This is a genomic window from Phenylobacterium sp. LjRoot225, assembly GCF_964252855.1.
In the GTDB taxonomy this organism is placed as follows: domain Bacteria; phylum Pseudomonadota; class Alphaproteobacteria; order Caulobacterales; family Caulobacteraceae; genus Phenylobacterium.
The window spans coordinates 1,305,731-1,329,859 of sequence record NZ_CAXUPL020000001.1; the positions used below are offsets into that span (position 1 = coordinate 1,305,731).

Genomic DNA, 24,129 nt, shown 5'->3' on the forward strand with positions numbered 1-24,129 from the left:
GCCACCTGAAGATTGAACTCAAGCCGCGGCCTCCGGCCGGCACGCAAGCGTCGCACGGCCGCGTTGTTCAGCCGGCTGATCCGCCGAGGCTTACGGCGTCAAATGCTTACGTCTCGGCCGATTCCACGCTGCTGGCCGCTTGCTGGACGATGTCGGCGACCGCTCTCGGATTGGAAACGTAGATGGCGTGACTGCCAGGGACCTCGACGCCGATCGCGCCGGCCCGATTCGACATGAATTCCTGGGCGGGGTGCGGGATCATCTTGTCGTCGCGCACCTGGAGGTACCAGCTTGGCTTGGACTTCCAGGCAGGCTCGGTGACCGCGCCGGAAAGGGCGTCGACGCCCCACGGAACCTGTGCGTCGGCCATGAAGGCCGCGGTTTCCGCGTCCACATCAGCGGCGAACGCCGTGGCGAACTTCGTCTTGTCGAGCAGGAGATATCCGCCCGTCGGCGGCAATATTGGGGGCGCGTCGTTTCCGGGCACGGGATTGGCGATGAGGCTGCTGACGGACTCCCCCTTGTCCGGGGCGAAGGCGGCGACGTAGACCAGGCCGGCAACCTTGGGATCGGTCCCCGCTTCCGTGATCATGACGCCGCCATACGAATGGCCGACGAGGATCACTGCGCGTCGATGACTTGTCGGGTGCTGGCGACGTCCGCCGCCAGGGACTCGGTCGAGTGTTGGACGACGCTGACGTTGAAGCCCGCCTTCTTCAGGATGTCGTAGACGCCCCGCCAGCCGGCGCCGTCCGCGAAGGCGCCATGCACGAGGACGATGTTGTTGGTCTTAGGCATAGCGCTACCTCGCATTGAATTTGGAGGAGAAACAGGGAGCGCCTATGGCCACGTCCCGACGCGCAGTTGAGACGGTAATCCCCGCACGCTGGTTCGATCTCGCGCCAGCCGTAGCCATCGGCGAATTAGGAGGAGTTGCAAACAACTCGCAACCGCATAAACAACCCTGTATTGGGAGACGCGTCCTGCAGTCCCGAGCCGAGCGAACGACCATGCGCCCAGTCTTTGGCTTCCTGCACCGCTGGGTCGGATTGCTGACCGCCGGCTTCCTGTTCGTCTCCGGCGTCACCGGCGCGGTGATCTCCTGGGACCACGAGCTGGACGACCTGCTCAATCCGCACCTGATGCACGCCAAGGTCGCGGGGGCGCCGCTCGCGCCGCTGACGCTCGCCGCCCAGGTCGAGGCGCGCGACCCGCGGGTGCAGGTCACCTTCCTGCCGCTGGCGCCGGAGCCGGGCGAGTCTCTGGCGCTGGGAGTCACCGGGCGGGTGGATCCGAAGACCGGCCGCCAGATCGAGCCGGGCTACAACCAGGTCTTCCTCGACCCGGCGACCGGCGAGGAGCTCGGCCGGCGCAACTGGGGCGCGGTCTGGCCGATCACCACCGAGACCTTCGTCTCCTTCCTCTATGTGCTGCACTACAGCCTGCACATTCCGGAGATGTGGGGCATCGACCGCTGGGGCGTCTGGCTGATGGGCGTCATCGCCCTGCTCTGGACGATCGACTGCTTCGTCGGCTTCTACCTGACCCTGCCCGCCGCGACCAAGGGCGCAGCCCGGCAGAGCTTCTGGACCCGCTGGAAGCCGGCCTGGAAGATCAAGACCTCCGGCAGCGCCTACCGCGTCAACGTCGACGTCCACCGCGCCTTCAGCCTGTGGCTGTGGGGGATCCTGTTCACGGTGGCCTTCACCGCCTTTTCGCTGAACCTCTACAGCGAAGTCTTCTATCCGGTGATGTCCAAGGTCTCGCAGGTGACGCCGACCCCGTTCGACCAGCGCACGCCGCACGACCGCCACGACCCCGTCGTCCCGAAGATCGCCTACGGGCCGGTGATCGAGACCGCCCGGGCCGAGGCGGCGCGGCGCGGCTGGCCCGCGCCGGCCGGCGGCGTCTTCTATTCGCCCGACTTCGGCATCTATGGCGTCGGCTTCTATGCGCCTGGTGGCGATCACGGCGCCGGCGGGGTCGGCCCGCCCTACCTCTATTACGACGGGGTCGATGGCCGGTTGCTCGGCCAGCGCCAGCCCTGGAAGGGCACGGCGGCGGACATCTTCGTCCAGGCCCAGTTCCCGCTGCATTCGGGCCGGATCCTCGGCCTGCCGGGCCGTATCCTGATCTCCTTCACCGGCCTGGTGGTGGCGGCGCTGAGCGTCACCGGGGTGGTGATCTGGTGGAAGAAGCGCCAGGCGCGGGTGCTGCGCCAGCGCCGCCGCGTGGTCCAGGGCGCCCCCGCCGGCGCGCCGCAGCCAGCGGAATAGGCCGCACGCGCCCGCCCGCCGGATTTCGACCAAAGTCGGCCTCCCCGACTGACGGCGAAGCTGTCAAGGTCACGCCATCGGAAATCTGCGCCGGCAGGTCAGAAGGCGGGGCGACGCCGCCAAGGAGCAAAGATGGCGACGACAGGCACATATTCGGCCCCCGCGACCGAGGAGCACGAGGTCGACCGCAAGGACGGTCTGGTGATCGCAGCCTCTTCGGTCGGCACCGTCTTCGAGTGGTACGACTTCTATCTCTACGGCTCCCTGGCCAGCTTCATCACCCACCACTTCTTCTCCGGGGTGAACGAGACCACCGGCTACATCTTCGCCCTGCTGGCCTTCGCCGCAGGCTTCGCGGTCAGGCCGTTCGGGGCCCTGGTGTTCGGCCGCCTGGGCGACCTCTGGGGCCGCAAGAACACCTTCCTCGTCACCATGGTCCTGATGGGGCTTTCGACCTTCGTCGTCGGCCTTCTGCCCTCCTACGAGCAGATCGGCGTGCTCGCGCCGGTGGCGCTGGTCTTCATGCGCCTGGTGCAGGGCCTGGCTCTGGGCGGCGAATACGGCGGGGCGGCGACCTACGTCGCCGAGCACGCGCCCCACGGCAAGCGCGGCTTCTACACCAGCTGGATCCAGACCACCGCCACGGTGGGCTTGCTGCTGTCGCTGGTGGTCATCCTGATCACCCGCACCCAGCTCGGCGAAGACGCCTTCAAGTCCTGGGGCTGGCGCCTGCCCTTCCTGGTCTCGATCGTGCTGCTGGCCGCCTCGGTCTGGATCCGCCTGCAGCTGAACGAAAGCCCGGCCTTCCAGCGGATGATCGCCGAGGGCAAGGGCTCGAAACAGCCGTTGGCCGACGCCTTCGGCAAGGCCGCCAACCTGAAGCTGGTGGTGCTGGCCCTGGTCGGACTGACCGCCGGGCAGGCGGTGGTCTGGTACACCGGCCAGTTCTACGCCCTCTTCTTCCTGGAGAAGATGCTGAAGCTGGATGGGACGATGGCCTATGGCCTGATCGCCGGCAGCCTGCTGATCGGCACCCCCTTCTTCGTGGTCTTCGGCTGGCTGTCGGACAAGATCGGCCGCAAGCCGATCATCATGGCCGGCTGCCTGATCGCGGCCCTGACCTACTTCCCGCTGTTCAAGACCCTGACCACGGCGGTCAACCCGGCCCTGGCCGCGGCCACGGCGAGCTCGCCGGTCACCGTTGTGGCCGACCCGGCCAGCTGCTCCTTCCAGTTCGACCCCGTCGGCAAGACGGTCTTCAACACCTCCTGCGACCTGGCCAAGTCCTACCTGGCCAAGGCCGGCGTCACCTACGTCAACCGCCCCGCCCCGGCGGGATCGGTGGCCCAGGTGCAGATCGGGACCACGGTCATTCCCTCCTTCGCCGGCGACAAGATGGACAAGACCGCCTTCACGGCCCGCAACAAGGCCTGGGAGGCTGAGGTCGGCGGAGCGCTGAAACAGGCGGGCTATCCGGCCAAGGCCGACACCGCCAAGGTCAACGTGCCGCTGGCCATCGGCGTGCTGACCGCCCTGGTGATCCTGGTGACCATGGTCTACGGGCCGATCGCGGCCATGCTGGTCGAGATGTTCCCGACCAACATCCGCTACACCTCGATGAGCCTGCCCTACCATATCGGCAACGGCTGGTTCGGCGGCTTCCTGCCGACCACCGCCTTCGCCATGGTGGCGGCCACCGGCGACATCTACTACGGCCTCTGGTACCCGGTGGTGGTCGCCGCCATCACCGCGGTGGTCGGCATCCTGTTCCTGCGCGAGACCAAGGACGTCGACATCGAAGCCTGAGGCTGTCGCCTGCGCGGGTCCGCAATGTGATTTTGTAACGCATTCCCGTGGAGCCCCACCTTGGGTATAGGGGCGCATGGTTGGACGCGGCACATGGCGCAGGCTGGGGCGGATTTTCTTCGCCCTGGCGCTCGTTGTGCTCACGCTCGGCCCGAGCCTCGACCGCATCGTCTGCCATGACGAAGGGGGCGGCCTGAGCGCCGTCGCCGCCGAATCGACCGTCGTCGCCATGCCGGACGCCGAACGCTCCGGGGCGAGCCACGACGACGGGGTCGGGACCTGCCTGCACGGGCATTGTCACCACGCCTCGCCCTACGTCCCGGTCGAGGCCGTCGCCGCCGATGCGCCTCTGCCGCCGTCGGTGCTGCATGAGCGCCTCACGGACGTCCTGCCGACCTCGGACCCGCGCTTTGGATTGAAGCGACCCCCTCGCGCCTGACGACCGACGCGCGCCCTGCGCGCTCCGTTGTCATTGGCGAGAAGGTTCATGCATCCGATCCATCATCGACGGCCGCTTCGCGCGGCCGCCCTGGGGCTGAGCGCCCTGGGACTCTGCGCCGGCGCAGCCGCGGCAGAGCCCGCCCCACCGTTTGCGGAACTGCTGCGCGAAGCCCAGCAGCGCGCGCCGCGGCTGGCCGAAGCCCTGGCCGAGATCGCGCGCGCCGAGGGGCTCTCGCAGCAGGCGGGGACCCGTCCGAACCCGACGCTCGGGCTGGAGGTCGAGAACTTCTCCGGTTCCGGCCCGTTCCGCGGCGCGGACTTGGCGGAGACCACCGCCACCCTCGAACAGACCCTCGAGCTCGGCGGAAAGCGGCGCGCCCGCGCGAGCGCTGGTCGCGCGGAGGTCGAGGCGGCGCGCCGCCGCGCCGTTCGCATCCGCGGGGAGTACGCCTTCGACCTCGCGGTCGCCTACGCCGAGGCCGAGGCGTCCGATCGCCGTCTGCGGCTGGCGACGGATTCCGCGGCCCTGGCGGAGGAAGACGCGCGGGTCGCCGGCGCGCTCGTGGACGCAGGCCGCGAAGCTGATCTTCGCCGGGTCCAGGCGCGGGGCGCCCTGCAGGCGGCGCGCGCCAGCATCGACGAAGCCCGCGCGGCCAGAGCGACCGCTTTCGACAACCTCACGGCGTTGGCCGGCGCACCTGCGCCGATCACCTCCGTCCCGGTCAGCCTTCTCGATCAGCGCCGACCGCTGTTCGCCACAGCCAACCCCGCCGCGAGCGGAACAGCCGCCTACCTGGCGGCCGAGGCCGAACGCGACGCGGCTGCGCGCCGGCTCCGGGTCGAGCGCACCCGCGCCGTTCCGGACCTGTCCGTCTCCGTCGGCCTGCGACGTTTCCAGGACGACGACGCCACCGCCTTCGTCGCCGGCCTGTCTGCGCCCCTGCCCCTGTTCGATCGCAATCGCGGGAACATCAGCGCCGCCCGCGCCGAGGTGGCCGCGGCGGAGGCCCGGCTGAACGCCGCGCGCCTGGACGCGGAAGCCTCCGCCCGCTCCAGCGCCGCGCGCCTCACCGCCGCCGAGAGCCGCCTGGCCTCCGCCCAGGAGGGCGAGCGGACCGCCGACGAGGCGTACCGGCTCACCCGCATCGGCTACGAGGGCGGCAAGCTGGCCCTCATTGAACTGTTGAACGCCCGGCGCGCCCTGACCGACGCCCGAACCCAGACCATCGCCGCAGCCGTCGAGAGCGTGAGCGCCCAGGCCGCGCTCGCGCGCCTGAACGGCGGCGCCCTCCTAGGAGACCAGCCATGAGACACGACAGGACTCGCCTCTATGGCGCAGTCGCCGGCGCGGTGCTTGTCGCCGGCCTCGGCGGCTTCGGGCTCGCCCGATTGATGGACGCTGACGCCGCCGCCGCGCCTGCCGAGGCGGCGCAGGCCCACCACGAGGGGCCAGAAGGCGCCGTGGTGATGAGCGCCGACCAGGTTCGCGCCTCGGGCATCGTCGTCCAGGCCGCCGCCGCGGGCGGCCTGGCGGGAGAGATCATCGCCCAGGCGACCGTCGCCGCAGCGCCCGATGGCCAGGCCGTGCTCACCGCCCGCGCCACAGGCGCGGTAACGCGGATCCACAGGCGCATCGGCGATTCCGTCCGGGCGGGCGAGGTCCTTGCGGTCGTCGAGAGCCGCGAGGCCGCCCAGCTGGCGGCCGACCGGACGACCGCGGCCGCGCGCGCCAACCTGGCCCACAAGACCCTCGCCCGCGAGCGCCGGCTGTTCGAGCAGCGGGTCTCGGCGCGTCAGGACTATGAGCAGGCCGAGGCTGAGGCCGCCGCCGCCAATGCGGAAGTCCGCCGGGCGCGGATGGCCGCCGGCGCGGCGAAGGTGACGGCCGACGGCGGCGGCGTGACGGCTTCCAGTCCGATCGCCGGACGGATCACCGCCGCGCCGGTGACCCTCGGCGCCTTCGTTCAGCCCGAGACCGAGCTGTTCCGCGTCACCGATCCATCCCGGCTGCAGATCGAGGCGGCGATCAGCGGCGCCGACGCGCCGCGCGTGCGCCCCGGCGATCGCGCGATCGTCGAGACGGCGGACGGCCAGACCCTGCAGGGGCGCGTGCGCGCCATTACGCCGGCGCTGGACCCGGAGACGGGCGCGGCCACGGCGACGCTCGATCTCCCCGCGGCAAGCCTGCAGCCGGGCCAGCAGCTCCGGGCCCGCATCGTCACCGACGCCGCGCACGGACCGACCACCCTCATCGTCCCGGAAGAGGCGGTGCAGTCCGTCGACGGCCGCGACGTGGTGTTCGTCCGCACAGCCCAGGGATTTCAGGCGCGACCGGTCACGGTCCGGCAGCGCAGCGCCGGGCGCGCGGAGATTGTCGCCGGCCTGGCCCCGGGCCAGGCGATCGCCATCCGCAACGCCTTCCTGCTCAAGGCCGAGCTCGGAAAGGCGGAAGGCGGCGATGCGCACTGACCCTGACGGCGCGCCAGGCCGCGCCTTGACGGCGCCCAGCCTCGCCGGAGGCGCAGGCCCACGACACATGCTCATGGAAGGCTTCCAATGATCGCCGGCCTCATGGCCCTTTCCGTCCGGGCGCGCTGGACGGTGCTCTTCGTGGTCGCCCTGATCTCGGCGGTCGGCGTCTGGCAGCTCGGCAGGCTGCCGATCGACGCCGTGCCCGACATCACCAACAAGCAGGTGCAGATCAACAGCGTCGATCCGGGGCTCTCGCCCACGGAGATGGAAAAGCGTGTGACCTTCCCGGTGGAGACGGCGCTGGCCGGGATTCCCGGGCTCGAAAGCACCCGCTCGATCTCGCGCAACGGCTTCTCGCAGGTCACCGCCGTCTTCAAGGAGGACGTCGACCTCTATTTCGCACGCCAGCAGGTCAGCGAGCGACTCAACCAGGCGCGCGACAGCCTTCCCGAGGGAGTTCTGCCGCAGGTCGGCCCGGTCACCACCGGCCTGGGCGAGGTGCTGATGTACAGCGTCGACTTCGCCCAGCCTGGCGGTCGCGGCGCCCCGGTGCGCGACGGCCAGCCCGGCTGGCAATCGGACGGCAGCTTCCTCACGGCGGAGGGGGAGCATCTCACCGACGAGGTCTCCCGCGCGGCCTATCTGCGCACGGTCCAGGACTGGATCATCGCGCCCCAGCTGCGCACCGTGCAGGGCGTCGCCGGCATCGACTCGATCGGCGGCTTCGAAAAGCAATACGTGGTCGAACCCGACCCGGTTCGGCTGACGACCTACGGGATCTCCTTCACCGACCTGGCCGAGGGGCTCGAAGCGTCGAACCTGTCGGTCGGCGCGAACTTCCTGGTACGAGCCGGCGAGGCCTACCTGGTGCGGGCCGATGCGCGGATCCGCTCGCTCAACGACGTCGCCGACGCGGTGATCGCCACCCGCGGCGGCGTGGCGGTGCGCGTGCGGGACGTCGCCAATGTGCGGCTGGGCGGCGAGCTGCGCATGGGCGCGGCCAGCATGAACGGTCACGAGGTGGTGGTCGGCACCGTCCTGATGCTGATCGGCGAGAACAGCCGGACGGTCGCCAAGGCCGCGGGCGCGCGGCTGAAGACCATAACGCGCAGCCTGCCGGCCGGCGTCGCCGTCAAACCGGTGCTGGACCGCTCGAAGCTGGTCAACGCCACCATCGCCACCGTCCAGCGCAACCTGGCGGAGGGGGCGGTGCTGGTCGCCGCGGCCTTGTTCCTGCTGTTTGGAAACGCCCGGGCCGCCCTGATCGCCGTGCTGATCATTCCGGTCTCATTCCTGATGACGGCGATCGGGATGAACGCCCTGGGGGTCTCCGGCAATCTGATGAGCCTGGGCGCGCTCGACTTCGGCCTGATCGTCGACGGCGCGGTGATCATCATCGAGAACAGCCTGCGGCGGCTGGCCGAGCGACAACACCAGGAAGGACGGCTGTTGACGCTCCGGGAACGGCTCGACGAGACCGTGCTCGCCTCCCAGGAAATGATCCGCCCGACCATCTATGGCCAGGCCATCATCCTCCTGGTGTTCGCCCCCCTGCTCACCTTTCAGGGCGTGGAGGGCAAGACCTTCGGCCCCATGGCCATCACCCTCATGCTGGCCCTGGCGGCCGCCTTCATCCTGTCGCTGACCTTCGTGCCGGCCATGGTGGCGCTGCTGATCCGCGGCAAGGTGGCGGAGAAGGACGTCCGCTCGATCGCCTGGCTCAAGACGCGCTACGCGCCGCTTCTGACGCGCGCCGTTGCGCGCCCATGGCCGGTCATCGGCGCGGCGGCGGGCGTCTTCGCCCTCTCCGCCATCACCTTCAGCTTCCTTGGCCAGGAGTTCATTCCGCAGCTCGACGAAAAGAACCTCGCCCTGGCGTCCCAGCGCATCCCCTCGGTGTCGCTGGAACAGTCCCTGGGGATGCAGCGGCAGGTCGAGAGCGCCGTGAAGAGCCTGCCCGAGGTCGAGATGATGTTCTCCAAGACCGGCACGGCGGAGGTCGCCACCGACCCGATGCCGCCGAACATCTCCGACGGCTTCGTGATCCTCAAACCCCGGAGGGATTGGCCCAAGGGCGTCGACAGCAAGGAGGACGTCATCGCGCGGGTCGAGAGCAAGGCCGGCGCCCTGATCGGCCAGGGCTACGAACTCAGCCAGCCCATCGAGTTGCGGTTCAATGAGCTTATCGGCGGCGTCCGCGGCGACGTGGCCGTGAAGATCTACGGCGACGATCTGGACAAGATGAGCGCGGCCGCCGCCCGGGTCGCGGCGGCGCTGCAGTCCGTCCCCGGCGCCGCCGATGTCCGCGCCGAACAGGTGAACGGCGCCCCCACCCTCGACGTGCAGTTCGACCGTGCGGCCATCGCCCGCTACGGCCTTACGGTGAAGGAGGTCGCCGACACCGCCGCCGCCGCCATGGCCGGGCGTGAGGCGGGGCTGCTGTTCGAAGGCGATCGCCGCTTCGACGTCGTCGTTCGGGCGCCGTTGAGCAGCCGCAACGACCTGGCCGCGCTCGGCGCCCTGCCGGTCATGCTGCCAGGCGGGGCGGACGGACACCCTCGCGGCTCGGCGCCCCTCAGTCAGCTGGCCCAGTTCCGCTACACCGAGGGGCTGAACCAGGTCAGCCGCGAGAACGGCAAGCGGGTGGTGGTGGTGCAGGCGAACGTGCGCGGGCGTGACGTCGGCTCCTTCGTCCATGCCGCCAGACCCAAGGTCGCGGCGGTCGCGCTTCCGCCGGGCGCCTACATCGAATGGGGCGGCCAGTTCCAGAACCTGCAGGCGGCCTCGCAGCGGTTGTCGATCGTCATCCCGATCGCCTTCGCCGCCATCTTCGCCCTGCTCTACCTGGCGCTCGGCAATCTCGCTCTGGCGCTGGCCATCTTCACCGCAGTCCCCCTGGGTCTCGCCGGCGGCGTATTCACCCTGGCGCTCACCCGGATCAACTTCTCGGTGTCCGCCGCCGTGGGCTTCATCGTCCTGGCGGGCGTCGCGGTGCTCAACGGTCTTGTGGTGATGAGCGCCATCCGGCGCCGGCTGGACCTTGGCCTTCCACCGGCCGAAGCGATCCAGGACGGCATGCTGGAGAAAGTCCGTCCGGTCGTGATGACCGGCCTCGTGCCCGCCATCGGCTTCATTCCCATGGCCCTGGCCCATGGAACCGGCGCCGAGGTGCAGAAGCCGTTGGCGATGGTGGTGATCGGCGGGCTGATCACGGCCACCGCCCTCACCCTGGTGGTGCTGCCGGCCATCACCCAGGTCTTGCTCGCTGTCGCCGAGCGCTGGCGACCGGCGCGGCGGCTGCAACCCGGCCTCGCGCCGGGCGAATAGCCGCCGCCGGGAGACCCCGCCGGATTCCTGACCCAATCTCATGGTCAAGCCGCATCGACAGCTCGGAGGATGACGGACGATGCCCAAGACCCTGACGTTCCTGGCGGCCGGCGCGGCGCTGCTGGCGCTCGGCGCCTGCGGGCACAACACCGAACAGCGGGCCGCGACCGGGGCTGCGGCGGGTCTGGTGGTGGGCGGTCCCATCGGCGCAGCCGTGGGCGCCGGGGTCGGCGTGGTGGTCGGCAAGGCCAAGCGCTGAGCCCGCCCTCTCAGTCGAATCCGCTGGTCCCGACCCGGCCGGGCCTCTAAGCCGGCGGCCTACAGAGGAGACTCCAATGACCGGGGGCGGCGAGGACTTCGTCTACGACGAAGCGACGGGGGAATGGATCAGCGCGGCCGAGGCCGCCGAGCGGTCCGCCGCATCAGCCCAGGTCGAGGTCCGCGACGCGGTCGGCAACCTGCTGGCCGACGGCGACAGCGTCACCCTGATCAAGGACCTGAAGGTCAAGGGCGCGGGCGGCCAGACCCTGAAGCGCGGCGCGGTGATCCGCTCGATTCGCCTGACCGGCGACGCCCAGGAGATCGACTGCCGCCACGAGAGCATCAAGGGGCTCGTGCTGCGCGCGGAGTTCGTGAAGAAGAACTGAGCCGGCGGTCCAGCGCCATCGCGGCGGTTTTCGGCCGCTCCGGGCGTGCACGACCCGCATTCGACATTGTCCGCCATTGTGAAGACCCCGGCTTCTCCTCACCCTAGTCGAGGCCAGCCAGGCCGTTCGCCCTGGAGGCGCCAACCATTTCGCGACCCTAGGGGGGAGATCCAAATGACCCAGCAGCAAGGCAAGCCGGGCCTGGCCATCGTCACCGGCGCCACCGGCGGAATGGGCTCGGCGACCGCCGCCCAGCTCGCGGCCCAGGGTTGGTCGCTGATCCTGTGCGACATCGATCTCGGGCGGCTGGAGCAAAGCGCCGGCGCATTGCGCGCGCCTGGTCAGCAGGTGGATGTTCTGGCCGGCGATATCGCCGACCCGGCCTTCCCCGCCCGCATTCTGGCGACGCTTGGGGATCGACCGATCGGCGCCCTGATCCACACCGCCGGGCTTTCGCCGACCATGGGCGACGCCGTCCGGATCTTCTCCGTCAACTACGACGCGACGGTGCGGCTGGTGAATGCGACCCGGCCGAGGATGGCGGAAGGCGGCTGCGCCGTGCTGATCAGCTCGTCGTCGGCCTATCTGGTCAACGTCCCGGAGATCGATGCCGCCATCGACCAACTGTCCGACGAGGACGATTCCGCCTCGCTGATGAAGTTCGCGACCAAGCCTGAGATGGCCTATCCGATCTCCAAGCGCGCTGTGATCAAGCTGGTGGCGCGGCAGGCGGCCGCCTTCGGCGAGCGCAAGGCGCGCATCGTCTCGATCGCGCCCGGCCTCATCGACACCCAGATGAGCCGCGCCGAACAGGCGGCGAGCCCGCAGATGAAGGTCATGCTGGAGAAGACCCCGCTCGGCCGCTTGGGAACGCCCGACGAGATCGCCTCGGTGGCCATCTTCCTGTGTTCGCCGGGCGCCTCATTCATCAGCGGCCGGGACATTCTCGTGGACGGCGGGATGACGGCCGCTGTGCTGGGGCGCTGAGCCGCGTCTTCGGCGACCAGGGCGGAGTTGAGCTCAGGCGGCGTTCTGGGCTTCCAGCTCGGCGTCCCAGAGCGCCAGCACGCCCATCTCGGCGAGCTCGGCGAACATTCGGTTGAGGTAGCGGAAGTTCGCCCCCCAGGCGCTGAGCACATTGGGCCGGGCGAGCACCGCGGCCGGCACCACCACGCCGTCGCGGACCCTGACGCAACGGCCGTTCTCGATCAGGGCGGCCAGGTGGCGGCGCACGGTCTCGTGCGGCAGGCCGAGCATGGCGGCGACGTCGCTGGCGCGCGCCGGCCTGCGGAAGGAGTCCGGCACGAAATCCTCGACCGCGACGCCCTCGCCGCCGCGAATTCCGTCCGGCAGCTCATCGGTGTTGGTGCGGAACACCGCCAGAATGATGAAGGCTCGCGAGAGGCTGGGAACGGCCGGCAGCAGATGCTCCATCATCCGCAGCGTGTAGGCCGAAGCTGCACGCCAGACGATCCGTACGGGCGCCCCCTCCTCCGACCGGATCGCCGCCCGGCGGCCCGGCAGCTCCATGATGTCGAGACAGCCGTTGCGCTTCATACGGTGATAGAGGTTGCGCACCGTCGCATAGGTGGCGTCGATCATTCGCCGCTGCTCCGGCGAGCGCAGCGCCTCTTCCCGGAACCGGATCCCCTCGGCCACGGCCTCGCAAACGCCGTCGGCGATCAGCCGCTTGGTCCTGCGCCGCACGGTCTCGAAGGGCAGGCCAAGCGAGGTGGCGACCGCATTGATGCTGATCGGCCGCAGCAGACTTTCCGGCGGCGGCGTGTCGAACGCCGCATAGCGTTGCTGCAGCTCATAGTCCCCGGCCAGCGGCGCCGAATTGCTCTGCACCAGCGTGGTCAGGATCAGGGCGTCGGTGAAGTCGCGCGTCCCCCGAGAAACGACGAGCATATCCACGATAAAGGCGTTCGCGACGCGCAGGGCGAAGCGCAGGGTTGATATCGGGGCATCCGGACTCATCTCGCCCGACATTGATCCGGCTCGTCTTTTTCGCAAAGACGAAACCAGGAGCGGCTCCAAATTAGCCGACGCCGGCCTTCGCGAGATTGGGCTTGGGGATGGCCGCGGTGAAGTTTCCCTTGTCCTTCGCCCGGTCGCGCCCGACCTCGGCCCAGGCGGCGGCGAAGACTGTGGGGCGGTCCTGGGCCGCTCCGGCGACCACCTCGACGCGCGTCGCGGACAGCGCGGTCGTCAGCTGCGCCCAGAGGTCGAGATTCTCGGACGGCGCATCCTCTCCCGCCTGGGCGGCCTTGAGGCGCGCCGGGATCGCCGCCACCAGCGGCGAGGTGGTCCGGACCTGGACCGGCGCCGCGCCGCGCGTGTCCTTCAGCGCGGCGATCAGGCCGAGCAGCGCGGCGCGTTCGGCGTCGATACGCCGCTCACCGCCCGCGTAGCCCTGGACCGCGCCGTCCGGCTCGCGCCGCACATGGGCCCAGCCGCCGACCCGGAAGGCGGCGTGATGGGAGATCTCGAGCCACAGGGTGATCGGCGTCGTCATGGCCCGCGCCTAACATCCGTCGGCCAGCCCTCGCCAGTGGGAATCTGTAGACATGCGAAGGGACGGCGCCACCGCGCCGTCCCTTGCTCCCTGGTCATCGGCTCTAGTCGTTGAGGGAGCTGCCGATGATCATGCCGATGATGCCGGAGGCGATCGCCACCATGACGATGTCGCCGTTGTCGTCGCGATAGTAGCGGTAGCCCGGACGCGGCGGCGGCAGGCGATAGGCGCGGTAGTCGCTGATGACGTAGCGGTTTTCGCGCCAGTAGGGGTAGCGCTCGCCGCTCCGCCAATGACCGCGGTAGCCGTTATAGCCGTAGCGGCCGCCGTAATAGCGGTGGTCGCCGCGCGACCAGCGGTCGTGGCGGTACCAGCGGTCCCAATTCCGCTCATAGCTGCGGTGGTCGCGATAATTCCGGCGGTCGTCGCGATGGTCGCGGTAATCGCGGCGGTCACGGTCGCGCCGATCATGGTCGCGCCGGTCATGGTCGCCACGATCGCGGTCGCGGTCGCCGTAGTAGCCGGGCTGCGCAGCGGCGACGCCAGCGGACATCACCCCCGTAAGCGCCGTGGTCGCCGCCATGACGGCGATGACTAGCTTCTTCATCGTGATCTCCATTTCCATTGCCGCCATCCTGCGCCGCCGAGCCTGACTGAGATCCGTCCAGCTCGTTCATCTGGCGCTCAGGTTCGCGTCGTCTCTGATGGGCCCAACGTCGTCGTGGCCGAAAGGTCGCCGCCGGGGGCCGGCGCGCCGACCACCTGGGCGAGGTGGTCCGGCTTCGGACCCGCGGGTCTGCGACGTCCTCTTCGACTTCGTCGGTCTTGCTGCGGCGAGGAAGGCCGAGGCCGGCGCAAAAGGTTGAAGGTCCGCAGAGCCTCCATGCCGCCTCAACACAGGCCGGCTAGACGTCGGCCCGATGTTTTCCAACCGGGCCCGAGCGGGGGCCTGCGAAGAGGCGTGACGTGTCCGACGCGATGATCAGCCCACGCGTGACAGTCGCCCGATCGCCGGCGGCGGTCGGGCCGCTGCTAGTTCGGGACGTCCTGGTTCATCGGCGGCTGATACTGCTCGACCAGATCTGCACGCTCGGCCTCGCGCACCGCCCGGGTGACGTTCAGGCGGGTGAGCACCTTGGCCTCGGCGTGGGTCTTGCGCGCCTCGTCCAGGGCCTCCCGCCAGGCGCGGTTCGCCAGGTTGTCGGTCTCGCCCGCATAGACCACGCTGGGTCCCTGGGGCGTCAGCTCGGCGATGACATAGTTGGCGCCAGCCGGCGGAATGGAGCGATCCTCCTCCAGCGGCGTGTAGCGGTAACGGGCGCCGGACTTGCCGGCGAGTTCAATCTGGCGGCTCAAAGCTACTCTCCACCCCTGTTTGTCGGCCCGGGCGTCCTGCCGACGCCCGATTGGGGCATGCTTCCTGCGGGAGTGGGGCCAAAAGGTGGCTCACCTTGGCCGCAAGCCCGTCGTGTGCGAGACCGTGACTCGATGTCGCGCCTAGCGGGCCGGGGAGCCCGACGGAACAACCTGGGCCATGGGGCGTTCGCCGCTTGCACCCCTTTTGCTAACGTGCGCCTTGCAAGCGGGCGTGACGGGCCGGCTGTGCGCCGCGCCCACGGAGTTTCCAGCCGCTGATGGACAGAGCCGCCGACTTCAGCCTCAGCACCTCGGCGCAAGGTTCGCAACTAACCCTGAGCGGCGACTGGACCGCCGCCCATATGGCCGGGGCCGACGCGCGCCTGGCGGACGCCGCGAAGGATGCAGCCGCGACCGGCGTCTCGATCGATCTCAAGGGCGTCCACCGGCTGGACACCGCCGGCGCCTACGCCGTCCTGCGGGCGCTGGGCGAGGATTTCGACCTGGCCCAGGTCAGCGCCCGGCCCGAGAACCTCAGGCTTCTCGAGCTGGTGCGCGCCGCGCGCACCGCCAAGGCGACGCCGCCGCCGGAACCGCACAGCCTTCACCAGCTCACGATCCGCATCGGCAAGGCCGTGGTGGACATGGCCCGCGAGGCCACCGAGACCATGGTCTTCCTCGGCCACCTGCTGGTCGTGGTGGTCCGCGCCGTCTTCAATCCCGGCCGCATCCGCCTCCCGGCCCTGGTGTCGCTGATGGAGCGGGCTGGATTCGACGCCCTGCCGATCGTCGCCACCACCTCCTTCTTCATCGGCGCGGTGGTCGGCCTGCTGGGCGCCAACATGCTGCGGCAGTTCGGGGCCGAGGTGTTCGCCGTCGAGCTGATCGGCATCGCGGTGACGCGCGAGTTCAACATCATCATCACCGCCGTCCTGCTGGCCGGCCGCTCCGCCTCAGCCTTCGCCGCCGAGATCGGTTCGATGAAGATGCAGCAGGAGATCGACGCCATGCAGGTGATGGGCGTCGACCCCTACGAGGCTCTGGTCTTCCCGCGGTTCGCCGCCCTGCTCCTGACCATCCCCCTGCTCACCTTCGTCGCCACCGTGGCGGGCCTGTTCGGCGGCCTGGTGGTGACCTGGTCCGTGCTGGGCCTGGGGCCCGCTTTCTTCTTCCAGCGGATCGTCGACAACGTCGGCGTCACCCACTTCTGGGTGGCGCTCTCCAAGGCGCCGGTCATGGCCATGGTGATCGCCGGCATCGGCTGCCGCCAGGGCCTGGAAGTCGGCGGCGACGTCGAATCGCTTGGCCGGCGTGTGACGGCCGCGGTGGTGCACGCCATCTTCGCCATCATCGTCATCGATGCCGCCTTCGCCCTGGTCTACATGGAGCTCGACGTTTGAGCGGCCAGGCGCACGACGACGCGCTCGCCGACGCCGAGCTGCTGGACGGCCAGGGCCCGGCGATTGAGGTCCGCGGCCTGGTCAACGCCTTTGGCGACCACGTGGTGCACGACCACCTGGACCTCACGGTCGAGCGCGGCGAAGTGATGGGCGTGGTCGGCGGCTCGGGCGCCGGCAAGTCGGTGCTGTTGAACACCATCATCGGGCTTCGCCGATCGCAGGGCGGCGCCGTGCGGGTCTTCGGCCAGGACCTGGAGCACGCCACACGCCGGCGCTGGGGCGCGATCAACCGCAGCTGGGGCGTGCTGTTCCAGCAGGGCGCGCTGTTCTCCAACCTCAGCGTCCGCGACAACGTCGCCGCTCCGATGTTCGAGCACACCCGGCTGCCGAAGAAGCAGATCTACGAGCTGGCCGACCTGAAGATCGCCCTGGTGGGGCTTCGCGCCGACGCCGGGTCGCTGAAGCCGGCGGAGCTGTCCGGCGGCATGCGCAAGCGGGCCGGCCTGGCCCGCGCCCTGGCGCTCGACCCCGAGCTCCTGTTCCTCGACGAACCCACCGCCGGCCTCGACCCGATCGGGGCGGCGGCCTTCGACGAGCTGCTCAGGGATCTTTCGGACAGCCTCGACCTGACCGTCTTCATGATCACCCACGACCTCGACACCCTCTACGAGATCACCGACCGGGTCGCCGTGATCGCCGACAAGAAGGTGGTCGCCGTCGCCCCGGTTCAAGAGCTCGAAAAGTCGGATCACCCCTGGATCCGCGAATACTTCCTGGGACCCCGCGGCCGCGCCGCCGGCGCGGCGAGGACGAAAGCCTGATGGAAAAGAACGCCAACTACGCCCTGGTGGGCGCGTCATCGCTGATCCTCTTCGTGGGCATGCTGGTCTTCGTGGTCTGGCTCGCCCGACTGCAGCTGACCCGCGACTACGACACCTACGACATCCTGTTCCAGGGCCCGGTCCGCGGACTCACCCAGGGCGGCGAGGTGCACTTCAACGGCATCAAGGTCGGCGACGTGACCAAGATCGCGCTGGACCGGACCAATCCATCGCGGGTCATCGCCCGGACACGGGTGACCTCCGACGTGCCGATCCGGGTGGATTCCTACGCCACCCTGGAGCCGCAGGGCATCACCGGGGTGAACTACATCCAGATCACCGCCGGCTCGCCGTCCCGGCCGCTGCTGAAGAAGACCGTGCCGAAGGACCAGATCCCGGTGATCCGCAGCCAGCGCAGCGCGCTCTCCGACCTGCTGGAGGGCGGCGGCACGGTGCTGACCCGGACGATCGAGGCGCTGGACCGCGTCAACCGCGTGCTCTCCGAGCAGAACATCAAGAACTTCTCCGCCGTCGTCTCGGACGCCCAGGCGGTGACGGCGGAGCTGCGCCAGCGCAAGGCGCTCTTCGCCGACGCCCAGAAGACCTTGCAGGACATCGACGCCACCGCCCAGCAGATCACCAAGATCGCCGCCGACGCCGACGACATGCTGAACGGCGATGGCCGGCGCACGCTGAAGAACGTCGCCGAGGCCGCCGAGGAGGCCAAGGCCACCGCCGCCGAGGCCCACGCCATGATCACCAAGCTGCAAGGGCCGACCCAGGACTTCGCCAACAACGGCCTGCCGCAGATCACCCAGGCGGTGATCGAGCTTCAGAACGCCGCCCAGTCGCTCCAGCGCCTGCTCAACGACGTGCAGTCCAGCCCGACGGGCGCGCTCGGCAAGCCGGCCGGCGAGGAAATGAAGGTGAAGCCATGACCCGACCCGCCCTCCTGAAACTCGCCTTTGCGGGCCTGCTGGCGTTCAGCCTCTCGGGCTGCATCTCGCTGCTGCCGAAGGTCAAGGCTTCACAGCTCTATCGCTTCGGCGTGCCGGTGGCCGAGGCGCCGGACCGACCGGACGCCATCGGCGTGTTCCGCGCCGGCGGCCTCTTCCAGCGCGAAGCGGCGGGCGACCGGATCCTCACCATCACCGGCGACCGGGCGTCCTACATCGCCGAGACCCGCTGGGTCGCGCCCTCCGAGGCGTTGTTCGACGAGGCGGTCTCCGCCGCCTTCGACAGCGCGCCGGGTCGCGTGCGGCTGATCCCGCGCGGCGAACCGGCGCACGCCAACCTGGCGCTCAGGCTGGACGTGCGCAACTTCGAGACCCGCTACGGCGAGGGCCGCGATCCGGTGGTGCTGATCCGCATTCGCGCCGTGCTGGTGCGCGACCGCGCCGCGGTCGCCGAGCGGATCTTCGAGGCCCGGGCGCCGGCGGAGCGCAATCGCGTCGCCGCGATCGTCGCCGCCTACAACACCGCCCTCGGCAAGGTGCTCGGCGACATCGTAGCCTGGACCAACAGCTCAGCCGCCTGAGGCGGCCGCCTCAGGCCGGCGCGCCGCCGTTCCGCGGCGGGTTCGCACCGCCCCGGCCAGCTGGTCGAGCATCGCTTCGGTGGCGTCCCATCCGGCGCAGCCGTCGGTGATCGACTGGCCGTAGGTCAGCGGCCGGCCGGGCACGAGGTCCTGGCGGCCCTCGACCAGGTGGCTCTCGATCATCACGCCCAGCAGGTGCTGCGCGCCGGCGGCGACCTGGGTTGAGAGATCGGCGATCACGGCCGGCTGGTTGGCGGGGTTCTTGCCGCTGTTGGCGTGGCTGGCGTCGACCACCAGACGCGTCGGCAGGCCGGCCTTGGCGAGTTCGGCGGCCGCGGCGGCGATGGCGCCCGCGTCATAGTTGGGCCTGGCCCCGCCGCGCAGCACCACGTGGCCGTCGGCGTTGCCGCGGGTGGCGGCGATCGCCGCCCTGCCCTGTTTGTCGACAGCCAGGAAATGGTGCGGATGAGCCGCCGCCAGCACCGCGTCGACGGCGATCTTCACGTCGCCGTTGGTGCCGTTCTTGAAGCCGACCGGGCACGACAGGCCAGACGCCATCTCGCGGTGGATCTGGCTCTCGGTGGTGCGCGCGCCGATCGCGCCCCAGGCCACCAGGTCGGCCAGGTACTGCGGGGTGATCAGGTCGAGGAACTCGCAGGCCGCCGGCAGGTCCAGCGCATTGATGTCCAGCAGCAGCCGGCGCGCCAGCCGCAGTCCCTCGTCGATGCGGAAGCTGCCGTCCAGGCCCGGGTCGTTGATCAGCCCCTTCCAGCCCACCGTGGTGCGCGGCTTCTCGAAATAGACCCGCATCAGGATCTCCAGCTCGCGGGCATGGCGGCGGCGCTGTTCGCTCAGGCGGCGCGCATAGTCCATCGCTGCGGCCGGATCGTGGATCGAGCACGGCCCGACCACCACCAGCAGTCGGTCGTCAGGACCATGCAGGATCTGCTGGATGGCTTGGCGCGCACCGCTCACCGTCTCTTCGACGAGCGAGGTGGCCGGCTGCTCGCCGATCACCTGGGCCGGAGGCGAGAGCACTTCGAGATGTTCGATGCGGAGGTCGTCGGTCTTGGAAGGCATGGCGGTTCCCGTGAGGTTCGGCGGGGGATCTTTTGGGGAATGCGGCCATGAAAAAAGCCGCCAATCCCTGGCGGCTGCTGGACTTCGGCGGAGAGCTTGCGCTTAGGCCGAACGATCCACTGCCGGCGCCAGGAGCGTCGGATAGCCGAAATACCAAAACGAATATTGGCCGGCAGTGCGGATCATGGACGCTAGATGAGACGTCGGCGGCAGGATGTCAACGCCCCGGCCTGGCGTCGCAGGACGACGCGCCGACCTCGCCTGCGGGCCGGCGCGTCTCTCGGCGCCTAGGCGGCTGCGCTGATGTTCGGCGGACCCAGGTGCTGCAGGAAGTCCGGCTTGCCGAGGGCCACGCCCTCCGCGCGCAGCAGCGCATAGGTCGTGGTGACGTGGAAGAAGAAGTTCGGCAGGGCGAAGCCGGTCAGGTAGTCGCCGCCCTTGAACCGGTAGCCTGAGCCGTTGGGGAATTTCAGCTCGACCTGGCGATCCTCGGCGCCGTCGAAGGCGGACCGGTCGACGCTGCGGATGAAGTCGATGGTGCGCTGGCAGCGGTCCTTGAGCTCCGCGAAGCTCGCCTCGGTGTCCGGCATGGACGGCGCGTCCACGCCCGCGAGCCGCGCCACCGCCCCCTTGGCGCTGTCGGAGGCCATCTGGATTTGGGCGGTGAAGGGCCGCATGTCGGGCGCGAGCCGCGCCGCCAGCAGGGCCGCCTCGTCCTTGCCTTCGCCAAGCGCCTTGTCGAGCCAGGCCTGCATGCTGGTCAGGCTGGCGATGAACACGGGCGCGGACGCGTCATAGATCGTGAAGCTCATTGGATCCTCCCAGGCCGCAGGGGCCTCGCGCCCCTCGGCCTCTATATGGCGACGCTTCGGGCCAGAACGAGTGGCGCAGACGATCGAAAGCCGTGGCTCCGCGCCCCATTGGCGTTATCCTTGCGGATGGCCGAACCCAGAACACCCCGCCTCGCCGTTCTGATCGATGCGGACAACGCCTCGCCGCGCATCGCGCCTGGACTGTTCGAAGAGATCGCCAAGATCGGCGAAGCCAGCGTGCGGCGGATCTATGGGGACTTTTCGGGGACCCGCCTGAAGGGCTGGGCCGACGTGCTCGCGACCCACGCGATCATGCCGCATCAGAACTTCGCCTATACGACCGGCAAGAACGCCTCGGACATCGCCCTCGTCATCGACGCGATGGACCTGCTGCACTCGGGCCGGTTCGACGGCTTCTGCCTGGTCTCGTCCGACAGCGACTTCACGCGGCTCGCCGCCCGCATCCGCGAGCAGGGCGTCGACGTCTACGGCTTCGGCGAACAAAAGACGCCGGAGAGCTTCCGCCAGGCCTGCCGCCGGTTCGTCTACACGGAGAACCTGCTGCCCGAGGCGCCGGCGCCCGACCGGCCGGTCCGCGCCGACGCGCGCCGAGCCCCCACGCTGAAGCCGCCGAGCGCGGCCAAGGACCTGATCAGCACCGCCATCGCCCAGCTGGACGACGGCGACGACGGCTGGGTGACGCTCGGCCGGGTCGGCCAGCGGCTGGCGATCCTGGCCTCCGACTTCGACCCCCGGACCTACGGCCAGGCCAAGCTCGGCGATCTCGTGGAACAGGCCGGCGGCTTCGACGTCAGCCGCAACGACGCCGGCGGCGTCTACATCCGCATCAAGCCGCCGCCCCCAGGCCGAGGCGCCGGTCCCGCGACCACGGCCTGAGCGCGATCAATCCGGCGGCAGCTTCGACGATCTGTGGGCGATCCCCGACGGCCTCGGCGGACAGGCCCACCTCCGAAGCGTAAAACCGGCCGGCCGTCCGGGAGCCGCCGCGCCGTGAAATACTGGATCGACACCGAGTTCATCGAGCGCCCCTACAGCATCGACCTGATCAGTCTGGGCCTGGTGGCGGAGGACGGGCGCGAATTCTACGCCGAGAGCAGCGAGGTCGACTGGTCGAAGGCCAGCCTCTGGACGCAGCAGCAGGTGCGACCCCAGCTCGAGGGCGCAGGCATGCCGCGCGAGGAGATCGGCTACGCCGTGCGCCGGTTCACCGATGGCGACGAGCACCCGGTCTTCTGGGGCTATTTTCCGGCCTACGACTGGGTCGCCTTCAGCTGGTTGTTCGGCGGCATGACCGAGCTGCCGTTCCGCTATCCCCAGCTCTGCCTGGACATCAAGCAGTGGGCCATCGCGCTCGGCGACCCGGAGCTGCCGCATCAGTCGGGCGCCCGGCACCATGCCCTGGCCGACGCGCGATGGACCAAGGAGGCCTGGACCTTTCTCTGCCGTCTCGACCCGAAGGGCGGGGAGCGTTGCGCCACCGGCGCCAAGCACCCGTCCGGCGCCTAGCCCCACGCGCCGCCCAAACCGCGGCGGCGATCTTGGCGCCCGACGGCTGACAGCGGCGCGCGAGCGCGCAACTATGCCGCCAAACTCGGGAGGAGAGACACATGACAACCCAGGCGCAGAAACTCCGCGACCTGTTCGCCAGCGGCGAGCATTTCATCGCCGCCGACGCCTACAGCGCGCTGACCGCGCGCATCGTCGAGAAGGTCGGCTTCAAGGCGGCCTATCTGGGCGGCCACGCCTGCAGCGCCTTCCACTACGCCGTGCCGGACAACGGAGTCTTTTCCCAGGTCGAGCAGCTCGAGCAGGCCTCGCGGATCGCCGCGGCCATCGACATTCCGCTGATCGCCGACGCCGACACCCTGGGCGAGACGATCGCCGACGCCTTCCACTTCGCGCGCCGCTACGCCCGCTCGGGCGTCGCCGGCATCCATGTCGAGGACGAGATCAATCCCAAACACTCGACCTATGCGGCGCCCCTGGCGTCCATCGCTGACATGCAGGCTAGGCTGGAGGCCACCGTCAAGGGCCGCGGCGACTCAGGCCTGGTGATCATCGCCCGCTGCGACGAGCTCTACACCCAGGCCCGGCGCGGCGGCGGCGGCGGCTCGCTCGACGAAGCGATCAAACGCGGCAAGGCCTACATCGAGGCCGGCGCCGACGCCCTGGTGTTCCCGATGGCCAGCCCGGAGCAGACCGCCGAGCTCGGCAAGGCGCTGTCGAAACCGATCGTCGTGCTGGGCCTGCCGATTCCCGGCACGGCCTGCACCCTGCACACCGGCTGGGGCTGGCTGGGCGCGGCCAAGCTGCACCTGGAGCGCGCCACCGAGCTGATGCAGACCGGCAAGGTCACCGCCGACCTCAACCTGGAAGGCAAGAACGCCCTGATCGAACAGGACCTCTACGACGAGCTGATCTCCGACTGGGCAGAGCGGACCGGGCGGGAGACGCGGGCGTAGGCTCGCCAAACGCCCTACACAAAACGCGCGTCATCCCGGACGGTCTGCAAGACCGATCCGGGACCCAGGGCCGTGCGCACCGCCCTGGGTCCCGGCTCTACGCTGCGCTTCGGCCGGGATGACGGACTAATGAATTCAATGCGGTCGTTCGCCCTGAGGCGTTCGGCGTCGCCCCCTATTCCAGGCCCGCCAGCCTTTTCGCCGCGGTCACGGTGTTCTGCAGCAGCACCGCCACGGTCATCAGGCCGACGCCGCCCGGCACCGGGGTGATCGCGCCGGCGACCTGGCTGGCTTCCTTGAAGTGGACGTCGCCGACCACCTTGGTGCGGCCGGCGGCGGCCTTTTCCGGGTCGTCGAAGGGGACGCGGTTGATGCCCACGTCGATCACCGTCGCGCCCGGCTTGATCCAGTCGCCGCGGATCATCCGCGGGCGGCCGACGGCGGCGACCAGGATGTCGGCCTCGCGGCAGACGGCCGGCAGATCCACCGTGCGGGAGTGGGCGATGGTCACCGTGCAATCGGCCTGCAGGAGCAGCTGGGCGATCGGCCGGCCGACCAGGACCGAGCGGCCGACGACCACGGCGCGCTTGCCGGTCAGGTCGCCGAGGGTCTCGCGCAACAGGATCATGCTGCCCATGGGGGTGCAGGGATAGAGGCCCGGCAGGCCGCTCGCCAGGCGCCCGGCGTTGACCACGTGCAGGCCGTCGACGTCCTTGTCCGGGTTGATCGCCGCCAGCACCGACTTCTCGTCGAGGTGTTTGGGCAGCGGCAGCTGCACCAGGATGCCGTGGATCAGCGGGTCTTCATTCAGCTCGGCGATCAGCCGCAGCAGCTCGTGCTGCTCGGTATTGTCTGGCAACCGGTGGGTCACCGAATGCATGCCGGCCGCCAGCGAATGCTCGCCCTTGGAGCGGACGTAAATCTGGCTGGCCGGGTCCTCGCCCACTAGCACCACCGCCAGGCCCGGCTGGATGCCGTGGAGGCGCTTCAGCTCGGCCACCTGCTCAGCGACCTGGCCGCGCAGGCGCTCCGCATAGACCTTGCCGTCGATCAGTTTCGCGGGAAGCGCGAGCTCAGCCATGGGACCTCCGGAACGTGGCCCCGAAGTAGCCGTTCAGGCTGGACGACGCAAACCTCTGGAAGGAGTGGTCGG

25 protein-coding genes are annotated in these 24,129 nt (G+C 69.7%); 16 read left to right on the forward strand and 9 right to left on the reverse strand.

Annotation, left to right across the window (positions count from 1 at the left end; all coding sequences use genetic code 11):
• Positions 1–106 precede the first annotated feature (106 nt).
• Both ACSQ2B_RS06280 and ACSQ2B_RS06285 read right to left on the reverse strand, forming a co-directional pair.
• Positions 107–592: an alpha/beta fold hydrolase gene (locus ACSQ2B_RS06280; RefSeq protein WP_436048294.1), complete on the reverse strand. Its 486-nt coding sequence runs from the start codon at positions 590–592 to the stop codon at positions 107–109.
• Positions 593–621: 29 nt separating this feature from the next.
• The gene (locus ACSQ2B_RS06285) at positions 622–798 is read right to left on the reverse strand and encodes a hypothetical protein (RefSeq protein WP_436048295.1); all 177 of its coding nucleotides are present in this window, start codon (positions 796–798) and stop codon (positions 622–624) included.
• Positions 799–1,010: 212 nt separating this feature from the next.
• On the opposite strand from ACSQ2B_RS06285, the gene ACSQ2B_RS06290 reads away from it, so the two are divergent.
• The 9 genes from ACSQ2B_RS06290 to ACSQ2B_RS06330 all read left to right on the forward strand — a co-directional run bounded on the left by ACSQ2B_RS06290 (position 1,011) and on the right by ACSQ2B_RS06330 (position 11,956).
• Positions 1,011–2,276, forward strand: a complete 1,266-nt coding sequence (locus ACSQ2B_RS06290; protein WP_436048297.1) for a PepSY-associated TM helix domain-containing protein — start codon at positions 1,011–1,013, stop codon at positions 2,274–2,276.
• A 132-nt stretch (positions 2,277–2,408) separates the two neighbouring features.
• Positions 2,409–4,082 (forward strand): MFS transporter, encoded by a 1,674-nt coding sequence (locus ACSQ2B_RS06295; RefSeq protein WP_436048298.1) that lies wholly within the window; start codon positions 2,409–2,411, stop codon positions 4,080–4,082.
• Between the two features lie 76 nt (positions 4,083–4,158).
• A complete protein-coding gene (locus ACSQ2B_RS06300) occupies positions 4,159–4,521 on the forward strand; it encodes a hypothetical protein (protein WP_436048299.1) in 363 nt (120 codons plus the stop codon).
• 48 nt (positions 4,522–4,569) lie between these two features.
• Positions 4,570–5,832: a TolC family protein gene (locus ACSQ2B_RS06305; protein ID WP_436048301.1), complete on the forward strand. Its 1,263-nt coding sequence runs from the start codon at positions 4,570–4,572 to the stop codon at positions 5,830–5,832.
• Positions 5,829–6,992, forward strand: coding sequence for an efflux RND transporter periplasmic adaptor subunit (locus tag ACSQ2B_RS06310; RefSeq protein WP_436048303.1), 1,164 nt, complete (start codon positions 5,829–5,831; stop codon positions 6,990–6,992). The genes ACSQ2B_RS06305 and ACSQ2B_RS06310 overlap by 4 nt, the downstream gene beginning before the upstream one ends.
• Before the next feature lie 87 nt (positions 6,993–7,079).
• Positions 7,080–10,322, forward strand: coding sequence for an efflux RND transporter permease subunit (locus ACSQ2B_RS06315; RefSeq protein ID WP_436048305.1), 3,243 nt, complete (start codon positions 7,080–7,082; stop codon positions 10,320–10,322).
• Positions 10,323–10,401: 79 nt separating this feature from the next.
• A complete protein-coding gene (locus tag ACSQ2B_RS06320) occupies positions 10,402–10,581 on the forward strand; it encodes a hypothetical protein (RefSeq protein WP_436048307.1) in 180 nt (59 codons plus the stop codon).
• A gap of 127 nt (positions 10,582–10,708) precedes the next feature.
• Complete coding sequence (locus ACSQ2B_RS06325) at positions 10,709–10,969, forward strand: alkylphosphonate utilization protein (RefSeq protein WP_436049597.1); 261 nt, start codon at positions 10,709–10,711, stop codon at positions 10,967–10,969.
• 174 nt (positions 10,970–11,143) lie between these two features.
• Complete coding sequence (locus ACSQ2B_RS06330; RefSeq protein WP_436048309.1) at positions 11,144–11,956, forward strand: SDR family NAD(P)-dependent oxidoreductase; 813 nt, start codon at positions 11,144–11,146, stop codon at positions 11,954–11,956.
• Between the two features lie 33 nt (positions 11,957–11,989).
• On the opposite strand, the gene ACSQ2B_RS06335 is transcribed toward ACSQ2B_RS06330, so the two are convergent.
• The 4 genes from ACSQ2B_RS06335 to ACSQ2B_RS06350 all read right to left on the reverse strand — a co-directional run bounded on the left by ACSQ2B_RS06335 (position 11,990) and on the right by ACSQ2B_RS06350 (position 14,843).
• Positions 11,990–12,949: a hypothetical protein gene (locus ACSQ2B_RS06335; protein WP_436048310.1), complete on the reverse strand. Its 960-nt coding sequence runs from the start codon at positions 12,947–12,949 to the stop codon at positions 11,990–11,992.
• 61 nt (positions 12,950–13,010) lie between these two features.
• Positions 13,011–13,487 carry a hypothetical protein gene (locus tag ACSQ2B_RS06340; RefSeq protein WP_436048312.1) on the reverse strand — a complete coding sequence of 159 codons (477 nt, stop codon included), beginning with the start codon at positions 13,485–13,487 and terminating at the stop codon, positions 13,011–13,013.
• A gap of 103 nt (positions 13,488–13,590) precedes the next feature.
• A complete protein-coding gene (locus ACSQ2B_RS06345; protein WP_436048314.1) occupies positions 13,591–14,094 on the reverse strand; it encodes an RcnB family protein in 504 nt (167 codons plus the stop codon).
• A gap of 425 nt (positions 14,095–14,519) precedes the next feature.
• Positions 14,520–14,843 (reverse strand): hypothetical protein, encoded by a 324-nt coding sequence (locus ACSQ2B_RS06350; RefSeq protein ID WP_436048315.1) that lies wholly within the window; start codon positions 14,841–14,843, stop codon positions 14,520–14,522.
• A gap of 278 nt (positions 14,844–15,121) precedes the next feature.
• Here ACSQ2B_RS06350 and ACSQ2B_RS06355 point away from each other — a divergent pair, with 278 nt between their 5' ends.
• The 4 genes from ACSQ2B_RS06355 to ACSQ2B_RS06370 are packed head-to-tail and all read left to right on the forward strand — an operon-like array spanning position 15,122 to position 18,601.
• Positions 15,122–16,243, forward strand: coding sequence for an MlaE family ABC transporter permease (locus ACSQ2B_RS06355; protein ID WP_436048317.1), 1,122 nt, complete (start codon positions 15,122–15,124; stop codon positions 16,241–16,243).
• A 38-nt stretch (positions 16,244–16,281) separates the two neighbouring features.
• Complete coding sequence (locus ACSQ2B_RS06360) at positions 16,282–17,064, forward strand: ABC transporter ATP-binding protein (protein ID WP_436049599.1); 783 nt, start codon at positions 16,282–16,284, stop codon at positions 17,062–17,064.
• Positions 17,064–18,002 (forward strand): MlaD family protein, encoded by a 939-nt coding sequence (locus ACSQ2B_RS06365; protein WP_436048318.1) that lies wholly within the window; start codon positions 17,064–17,066, stop codon positions 18,000–18,002. The genes ACSQ2B_RS06360 and ACSQ2B_RS06365 overlap by 1 nt, the downstream gene beginning before the upstream one ends.
• Positions 17,999–18,601, forward strand: a complete 603-nt coding sequence (locus ACSQ2B_RS06370) for an ABC-type transport auxiliary lipoprotein family protein (RefSeq protein WP_436048320.1) — start codon at positions 17,999–18,001, stop codon at positions 18,599–18,601. The genes ACSQ2B_RS06365 and ACSQ2B_RS06370 overlap by 4 nt, the downstream gene beginning before the upstream one ends.
• On the opposite strand, the gene ACSQ2B_RS06375 is transcribed toward ACSQ2B_RS06370, so the two are convergent.
• Both ACSQ2B_RS06375 and ACSQ2B_RS06380 read right to left on the reverse strand, forming a co-directional pair.
• On the reverse strand, positions 18,590–19,681 hold the full coding sequence (locus tag ACSQ2B_RS06375) for a 3-deoxy-7-phosphoheptulonate synthase (RefSeq protein ID WP_436048321.1): 1,092 nt from the start codon (positions 19,679–19,681) through the stop codon (positions 18,590–18,592). The two genes, ACSQ2B_RS06370 and ACSQ2B_RS06375, sit on opposite strands and share 12 nt — an antisense overlap.
• A gap of 287 nt (positions 19,682–19,968) precedes the next feature.
• Positions 19,969–20,493 carry a DUF1993 domain-containing protein gene (locus tag ACSQ2B_RS06380; RefSeq protein ID WP_436048323.1) on the reverse strand — a complete coding sequence of 175 codons (525 nt, stop codon included), beginning with the start codon at positions 20,491–20,493 and terminating at the stop codon, positions 19,969–19,971.
• Positions 20,494–20,619: 126 nt separating this feature from the next.
• Here ACSQ2B_RS06380 and ACSQ2B_RS06385 point away from each other — a divergent pair, with 126 nt between their 5' ends.
• From ACSQ2B_RS06385 to ACSQ2B_RS06395, 3 genes are all read left to right on the forward strand, one after another.
• Positions 20,620–21,390, forward strand: a complete 771-nt coding sequence (locus tag ACSQ2B_RS06385) for an NYN domain-containing protein (RefSeq protein ID WP_436048324.1) — start codon at positions 20,620–20,622, stop codon at positions 21,388–21,390.
• Positions 21,391–21,504: 114 nt separating this feature from the next.
• On the forward strand, positions 21,505–22,020 hold the full coding sequence (locus tag ACSQ2B_RS06390) for a 3'-5' exoribonuclease domain-containing protein (RefSeq protein ID WP_436048325.1): 516 nt from the start codon (positions 21,505–21,507) through the stop codon (positions 22,018–22,020).
• Between the two features lie 101 nt (positions 22,021–22,121).
• On the forward strand, positions 22,122–22,976 hold the full coding sequence (locus ACSQ2B_RS06395) for an isocitrate lyase/PEP mutase family protein (RefSeq protein ID WP_436048326.1): 855 nt from the start codon (positions 22,122–22,124) through the stop codon (positions 22,974–22,976).
• Positions 22,977–23,151: 175 nt separating this feature from the next.
• On the opposite strand, the gene folD is transcribed toward ACSQ2B_RS06395, so the two are convergent.
• Positions 23,152–24,057: a bifunctional methylenetetrahydrofolate dehydrogenase/methenyltetrahydrofolate cyclohydrolase FolD gene (gene folD / locus ACSQ2B_RS06400; protein ID WP_436048327.1), complete on the reverse strand. Its 906-nt coding sequence runs from the start codon at positions 24,055–24,057 to the stop codon at positions 23,152–23,154.
• Positions 24,058–24,129: the final 72 nt, after the last annotated feature.